The sequence below is a fragment of the Microcoleus sp. M2_D5 genome (assembly GCF_036701935.1).
Lineage (GTDB): Bacteria > Cyanobacteriota > Cyanobacteriia > Cyanobacteriales > Microcoleaceae > Microcoleus.
Genome location: NZ_JAUBRP010000038.1, coordinates 56,068 through 63,926, shown reverse-complemented (window position 1 = coordinate 63,926; position 7,859 = coordinate 56,068). Strand labels below are relative to the sequence as shown.

5 protein-coding genes are annotated in these 7,859 nt (G+C 45.7%); 3 read left to right on the top strand and 2 right to left on the bottom strand.

Features of this window, described 5'->3' with window-relative positions; translation table 11 throughout:
- Positions 1-329: 329 nt before the first annotated feature.
- Positions 330-527 (bottom strand): hypothetical protein, encoded by a 198-nt coding sequence (locus QUA50_RS17220; protein ID WP_333265197.1) that lies wholly within the window; start codon positions 525-527, stop codon positions 330-332.
- A gap of 1,643 nt (positions 528-2,170) precedes the next feature.
- On the opposite strand from QUA50_RS17220, the gene QUA50_RS17215 reads away from it, so the two are divergent.
- Positions 2,171-2,356 carry a hypothetical protein gene (locus tag QUA50_RS17215; RefSeq protein WP_333265198.1) on the top strand — a complete coding sequence of 62 codons (186 nt, stop codon included), beginning with the start codon at positions 2,171-2,173 and terminating at the stop codon, positions 2,354-2,356.
- A gap of 322 nt (positions 2,357-2,678) precedes the next feature.
- Here QUA50_RS17215 and QUA50_RS17210 read toward each other — a convergent pair whose 3' ends face one another.
- Positions 2,679-2,846: a transposase gene (locus tag QUA50_RS17210; protein WP_333298775.1), complete on the bottom strand. Its 168-nt coding sequence runs from the start codon at positions 2,844-2,846 to the stop codon at positions 2,679-2,681.
- An 877-nt stretch (positions 2,847-3,723) separates the two neighbouring features.
- Here QUA50_RS17210 and QUA50_RS17205 point away from each other — a divergent pair.
- Together QUA50_RS17205 and QUA50_RS17200 are read left to right on the top strand one after the other, a co-directional pair.
- Positions 3,724-4,587, top strand: coding sequence for a calcium-binding protein (locus tag QUA50_RS17205; RefSeq protein WP_333265199.1), 864 nt, complete (start codon positions 3,724-3,726; stop codon positions 4,585-4,587).
- Between the two features lie 430 nt (positions 4,588-5,017).
- Positions 5,018-7,858, top strand: a complete 2,841-nt coding sequence (locus QUA50_RS17200) for a tetratricopeptide repeat protein (RefSeq protein ID WP_333265200.1) — start codon at positions 5,018-5,020, stop codon at positions 7,856-7,858.
- The last annotated feature ends 1 nt before the right edge of the window (position 7,859 follow it).

The window sequence follows — 7,859 nt, the reverse complement described above, 5'->3', positions numbered from 1 at the left end:
CTGCATCACTCAATTTCTTGGTTAAGTTTGCCTCGACGATGTTAAGACTCGGTACTATCTGAGCAACACTGGCTTTCCCTTAATCACCTGTTTAATTGCTCGGTTGTAGAGCTTGAAACTGGCACGCATTTCAAGGTACGAAGTTTAACGCTTGGTCTTAACGCCTGCTAGTCAAGAACTAGCCGTCTGGTCAACAGGCTTTTTCAAGCCCACACCAGACCCTTCGGGTTGGTGTGCGGTAGTTGACCTACTCACTTCAATCTTATTGTTGGCAAAGCTTGACAGGAGAGAAAGTAGAAATACTCATCTCCACTTCAGGTGTGAGGGGACTAATCGGAAATCCTCACCCATCCGCGGTGGATGGCGTGCAGCAGGCGGTTGACTGCATCTCTGGCGTCTTCGCTGAGAGCGCTTTGGCAGAGTTCGCGCAATCCGTGGCTTTGAGTGCGAGTCAGATTGCCTGAATTGGTGACTTGATAGAACAGTTCAGCGATCGCCCGATCGGATTTTAAAGTCAGAGCTTGCATGAACTCTCGTTGAACTCGACTATTATAATATCGAGCATTTGACAAAAGAGTAGGGTGATTGCAGTCGGCTAAGCTGTGCGATCGTTCTTGGATCGATTTGTGACCGAAGTCTGCCAGTATACGTGATTTAAATCACAGACAACCCAAGACATCGATCGCATAAGCTATAATTGGGGTGGTAGCCTCAAGGTTTGACAAAACCTCGAAAAGCCATGAGTGCCAAACCTTTAGCGCCTTGCGCCTCGGCGCTGCAGGAGTAAGTCAGCTCAACATTGCAGGCTATGGATTTGCATAGCTGTGAAACTTTTGGTTTTAGACACTTGCAGTTTGCAGCTCAGGGCAGAAAATTGCGATCGGCGAGCCACGGCCTGAGATACAATAATTATAAATACTTGTATCCCATCTATAGACAGGGAGGTAAAAAAATGATAATGATTAGCTACTTTTCTATTGCCTTAATCGTTTTTCTTGTTTGGTTCAAAAGTTTTTGGAATGATACTGCGACATCTAAAAAAGACATAATATCTTGGATAGCCTTAATAATCGGCCCTCTGTTTTGGCCTGTTGTTCTGCCCCTATCCCTTTTGCAAATTACTAGCAAAAAGTCTGTTGTACAAACAGCTCAATGCGATCGAGAATTATAATAACTTTTGGAAGTAACTGGCTTCAACACACTCGCTTATCTTTTCCTAAATTATTCGGGGTGCATCGCTTTTTGCAGCGAGTAATTTATCTTGTTTCCTACTCAAAAAATGCAGCTAGAAGGTAGAATCAAATAAAAATTCTGAATCCTAAAACAGTATTTTTTTACCGCTCTCAAATTTTGCCTTCTGCTTTTTGACCCCGCCCAAAAACGGCTACAAGTTTCCGACTAGAGTCGGCGGCTGCCCTAAATTTTAGGATATTGTTCAAGCTCTCCGATTCATCTGTGGCACAAATCTAAAATCTCCAATCGTTGAACTAAGCGAGATTGACGCACTCCCTAGCCCACGTATCACGCCGAAGTCTCCAATTGACTGATGCCTAATTTTCTTCGATCAGATTGTGAATTAATGGTGCGGCTCAGTTAAAATTGTTCAGTCAAAATTGTCTAACTCAAATTATCGGACAGCGACCACAATTTTTTTACCAAAAATATTTTTCACCTCAACCAAGCTCAAAATTAATATGTAATGTAACATGGCCTGTTGCTTGCAAAAATATAACTTCAGACATATTTGCGTCGGCCGCTGACCAACTTAAGAATTTTCATGACTTCCGGCCGCTGCGTACCATTAACCGAAGGTGGGAAAATCCTGGCGAGGCGTGGAAAAACAGCTAGACTATTTGCCCTTTAAGCTTTTCCAGCTCCGTTTTTTCAAATCGTAGTAGCTGTAAACAGAAAATTGTAGAGTTCGTTTGCGCCCACAATCCCTAACTCTTACCGCAGTTAGATAGACAATTCAAGGCAGAGACTGCAATATGAAATAGGCAACCAAAACTGTTTCAAGTCTCAAGTACGACTTATTTTTGGCGATCGGGCATCAGGAGTGTATAACGCGAGCCAGCTAAATTTTTGGAAGTACGAGATGTTTGGGAACTTCAAAAAAAAAGTGCCGTCACGGTATCCAAATTAGTTATTTGCATAAAAAGTAGGAGTCAAAATGAACCAAGTATCTGAGAAACCAATTTATAGAGTTCTTCATCTATTGTCGCTGCTAGCGCTGGCATACTATGGAGCTACTTCCATCAATTATATTTTCGAGAGTGACTCTCACGCTCACATCTACAAGTACGACAGCCAGAGCAATTATAACGCCTCACCAGCGCAACTAGAAGCACACCGCTAGGAATAAGTAGAGATTTTCTCTGAATGACGACTGCCGGCTCAAATTTCGGGGAATTGGCTAATCGTTAATGAGCGGCTCGAATTTAACAACAATTAGTAAAAAGTTTTTTGCTAAAAACTTAATATTTTCACTCACAGGTATTAGCCATCGAATGTACCGCAAAAATTAACTATTTAATTTGTTCTCAAAAGAGACCACAGTGATGAAAGGATGGCAAAGCATTTTCATCAGTAAGAGCCTCAATAGCTTTAGTAATCGCTTCATCAAGAACATTTGAAGGTGGATATGCTTCTGAAGGGAAAATCGCTTTGATTTTTGCCCACTACAGCTCGATGGGAGATAAATCCGGCGAGTATGGAGGTAAGAATTTTACATTGGCTTCGATAGATGCCATCAAAAAATTTGCTGCTTCAGCATTATGAACAGGAAAATTATCCATAACTACAATTGCGCCAACCCATAACTGGGGCAGGATTTGCCAGCAGCCCAAAAATTTATATCCTAGTTCCAGTTCCCAGATTCATCTGTGGACTAAATCTAAAATCTAAAATCTAAAATCTAAAATCTAGTGACAGTACCCTCACAAATCTACCGGCCCGCGGTTCAACCTTCACAAAAAGACGATCGCGCTACATAGTCTGATTGTGCGGATGGATGCGGATCGTGGTTGAAATGACGGATGGGGGTTGAAAAACTGGGTTTTTAGCCAAAATCCTACATTGAGCGTGAGGGATTTGGCTGGAAACATCCAGGTTGTGAGGCTCGAAAGCCCGTCCGGGACTGTGTTGGGAGCCACTTTTGATTGAATCCGGCCTCCAGCGTGCGCGGGCTTGCTTTCAAAGCGAGTTAGAAACTTTGGATTTCTGGGGAACTATTGGCCAAAATCAAAAGTCTGGTCAAGTACAGTGTACTTAAAAAAAATCGCAGCTCAGTTCCAGCCTCATTGCGGGCGATCGAACTCTCCGGCGATGACAGTGCCCGCGGGCGTGGTGCAACTTTTCAATCTGGAGAGCATACTTCCATTAAAAATGGTCTCTGTGTATCTTCCGGGTATTGTTTGAATAATGACTAGCCATATCGACGGTCATTATGGTAAACTCGCAAACGTTTAAGTGGAATATTTTCGTGTTAGAGGAGGCAGTGGTGGAGTCGAGAGTCAAAAGCAGGAAACAACCGAGATTTGCTGCTCAACGAATACAGGATTCAACTCGCGCTCCGAGGCTCGCTGCTGACAATTTAAATTACATGACAGCTTATAGCAGCCGGGTCAATTAGGGTCTCAACCGATGTCCGGTTTCATTTATTGAATCCCTTTGGAGGGAAAAGTGTATTGTAGAAAAATGATTGATCTTTTAGGAGGAGTGTAAATGACACAGGTAACAAATCCAACAACACCAACTACACAACCAGGCGGTGTCGGTGGCGGTGGCTCAACCATTATTGGCACCCCCGTAGGCGCTAACAGGTTGAACGGCAGCCCCGGCAGCGATATCATTCTGACTTTTGAGGCCGCTGATGTCATCGCTGGTGGCAGTGGAAACGACCTGATTATATCGGGTGGCAACAATGATAGTATCGGCGGCGGCGACGGCAACGATACCGTCATTTCAGGCAGCGGCAACGATGTGGTCGCTGGCGGTACCGGCGATGACTTCATCTTTGGCGGTAAAGGGAATGACCTCATAGACGGTGGCGATGGCAACGACGTGGTTTCTGGCGACAGAGGCAACGACACCGTACTCGGCGGATCGGGGAGCGATACAGTCTTTGGCGGCCAAGGCAACGATATTGTCGGCGGCGGCGATGGCAACGACGTTCTCTACGGCGGTAAAGACAACGATACTGTCGATGGTGGCGCTGGCAATGACTTGATCTCTGGCGACAGAGGAAGTGATGTGCTCACGGGCGGTGCTGGCAGCGATACGTTCTACTTCTTCTCCAGCGGTGGCGATTTCGGCGTAGACACGATCACTGACTTTACCCCAGGCGAAGATAAGATCCGCTTGAAACAGGGCGGTGTGTTCGCTGGTTTGGGCAGCACGTTCGAGGCTAGCGAGTTTGTGGTGGTTTCTGGTTTCAACGCAGCCACCCCAGGAGCAGGCACGACTAACAAGTTGGTCTACGACCCAACAAGCGGTGCGTTGTACTTCAACGGTAGCAGCGGAGTGCTAACTATTGCTCAGTTGCAGCCTGGCCTGACAATTACCTCGAACAACTTCGAGTTGTTCTAAAACAACTGGCTGTTGTGGGGCGGCACCGGATAAGATTCGGGGCTGTTCTCACAAAGCCGGTAGTTTTAAAGGATTTCAACCTCACTCTGCCACAAGCGGGGTGAGGTTGAAATATTCAAGGCAGGAACTACAGCAGGGCCAGTAAAAAAAAATCGATCGACAGTTATTGATAAAATTAACCGATCGCCCGATCGGGCAAAATATAAATCAAGACGCTTGGGTTAAGCTCGATCCCCCCTAGCCCCCCTTAAAAAAGGGGGGGACAAGAACTTACTCTTGCGTCCCCCAACAACCAGGGGGATGCTGCAAGGGAACTCCGAGGAATAAATATTTTTAACCAAAGTGTATTGAGATATAAATAGAAAGTTTTTAAATTAGAAATTCTAGGTTTTACTGAAGCGGTAAAGAAACCGCAACTGCACCGCTAGCAATGAGCACTGAAGAATATATCCGGCAAGCCCAAATTTATTTGAACCGGGGGAAGTTAACTGAGGCGATCGAGTTTTGCAAAAGGGCGATCGAACTTCAACCGTTTTCGCCCTCGGCTTACACGACTTTAGGCGAAATCCTCGAAGCTCAAGGCGATCCGACGGCGGCAAGAGACGCTTTTGTGCAAGCTTTGGAGATTTCGCCGCAGTTTTTTCTGGCTCATGCTTATTTGGGTCAACTTTACAGCGACTATGCGTGGCTGGATGAGGCGGTTTTTCACTACCGACAAGCTCTGGATTTGAAACCAGATTGGGCGGAAGTTCATTATAACTTGGGAAATATTTTTCACAAGCAGGGTAATTTGTTGGGGGCGATCGAGTGTTACCGAAAGGCGATCGCCCAAAAACCGGATTATCTTGATGCTTTATACAATCTGGCTGTGGTTTTAGATGAAAATAGTCAGCTCGAAGTGGCAATGGATACCTACCGACAGGCGATCGCTTTGAAGCCGGATTACGTGGAAGCTTACAGCAATCTGGGTGTGATTTTGCTCAAGGACGATCGGGCTGCTGAGGCGATCGAGGTTTACCAGCGGGCGATCGAGATTAAGCCGGATTGGGCGACGCTGCACAATAATTTGGGTCAAGCCTTGCTGGACAAAAGTCCCGAAAGGGCGATCGCATCTTACCTAACAGCTATTGAGTTGGAACCGGAGATGGTTTTGGCTCACTACAATCTGGGAAAAGCTTGGCAATTGCAGGGGGAACATTCGGCGGCGCTTGCTTGTTTCGATCGCGCGATCGAGATTAATTCCGACTATATTGCGGGCTATACAGACGCCGGGTTTTCTTTGATGGTTTTGGGCAAAATTGCGGAAGCCATGCCTTATTTTGAGCGGGCGATAGCTCTGAAGCCTGATTTTGTTGAGGCTTACTGTCGCTTAGGAGACAGGCGCAGAGTGGCGGCGGTAGATGATGATGAATTGTCAAGGGCGATCGCTGCGTGCGATCGATTTCTCACAGCACTAACTGGAAGTTCGGCAACGGATTTTGTAGCGGATGTAACGGATGTAACGGATGTAACGGATAGAAGGAAGAAGGAAGAAAAAGAAACTATTCCCAATGCCAAATGCCAAATGCCCAATGCCAAATGCCCAATGCCCAATGCCCAATTACCTGTTGCTGAAATTTGCGATAATTTAGCCGAAATTTACTTGCATTTGGGAAATGCTTTAACAGAGTACGGCGGCCACGAATCTGCCACCGCTTATTATCAAAAAGCTTTGCAAATTCAGCCGAAAAATGCAGAGATTTACTGGCGCGTGGGAAATTCCTTAGCCCAGCAACAGCGGTTCAGTGCAGCAATTGCAGTTTACCGCATAGCTTTGACGATTCAACCTGCTTTACCGCAGGTTTATTTTGAGTTAGCCCAACTGCTGGAAAAACAGGGGCGCTGGGAACGGGCGCTCGATTATTATCAAAAAGTTTTAGAGTTGCAATTGCACGGGTATGGGGAGCAGAAAGAGTGGAAAAAACAGAGTTTTATCTTGCCAGATAGCACTTTTATCAAACCTCCTCACGGTATTTATTTATCGAGTTGGGATTGGCTGGTTAATGCTAAGTTGGATGGTGACAATTATGTGGAAATATTTTGGAAACCAGCACAAGAAGCAAGTGCGGAAAATATTCCGAATTCCCAATTTGCGAGATCCAATTCCAAATTGGCCAATTCCGATTGTGCGGGGTTAACTTGCGGGCTGTGTTTGCAGCGACTTTCTAAGTGGTTCGATCCGGTGCATTTGGGTTGGGGAATTTGCCGTTTGTCCAACTCGCAACCGATACCTGTGGAGTCGCCCAAGACTTTTGTGGCGGCAATTCCCAACGGGCGAGTTTGGATTGTGCCGCAGGAAAATTATTGGCTGATTTGCAAGGCGATCGCTGTAATTACTCCTGACAACTATTTGTTGGCTGATGTGTCGAGAGATTATCCGGGGTTTTTGCCGGGATGCGAAAAGCATGATGTTAGAAAACACAGCGTTTTTCAGTTAGAATCCTTTCCAGGTTTAAAGCAAATTGACGGCAGCGTGGCGGTGCTTTCTGGTTTGTCGGGAAATGTCTATTTTCACTGGATGGTTGACGTTTTGCCGAGGATAGAATTGCTGCGGCACAGCGGTAGGGATTTGGCGGAAATAGATTGGTTTTTGGTGAATAGTTGTCAGCACCAATTTCAGCGGGAAAGTCTGAGAATTCTGGGCATTCCCGAAGAGAAAGTCTTGGAGAGCGATCGCTTGCCTCACATTCAAGCAACAGAGTTAATTGTACCGTCTTTTGCGGGATATTTGGGCTGGCCTTCTGGGTGGGCGATGGATTTTTTGAGGCGCGAGTTTCTTAAGGGAATTATACCTAGTTCGAGCTATCCAAAGCGCATTTATATCAGCCGCAGCAAAGCGAGATACCGACGAGTTTTGAACGAGGAAGATGCGATCGAGGTTTTGGAGAAATTTGGCTTTGTTTCAATTTTTCCTGAGTCGATGTCTTTGGCAGAGCAAATAGCTCATTTTTCCCACGCTGAGGTGATAGTTGCAGCCCACGGCAGCGGCTTGACAAATACGATTTTTTGTCGCCAGGGAACTAAAGTAATTGAGTTGGTGTCGCCTCACTATATCAGCCATTATTACTGGGGAATCAGTCAATATTTGCAGTTGGAACATTACTTTTTAACGGGCGAGGCTTTTGAATGCTATCCTATTAGACAGTTGATGTATCAGAATTCGCTGACTGAGGATATTTTAGTGAACTTGAGTTCGCTGAAAAGGATGGTTGAAGTGGTGGGTTTGAGTTAGT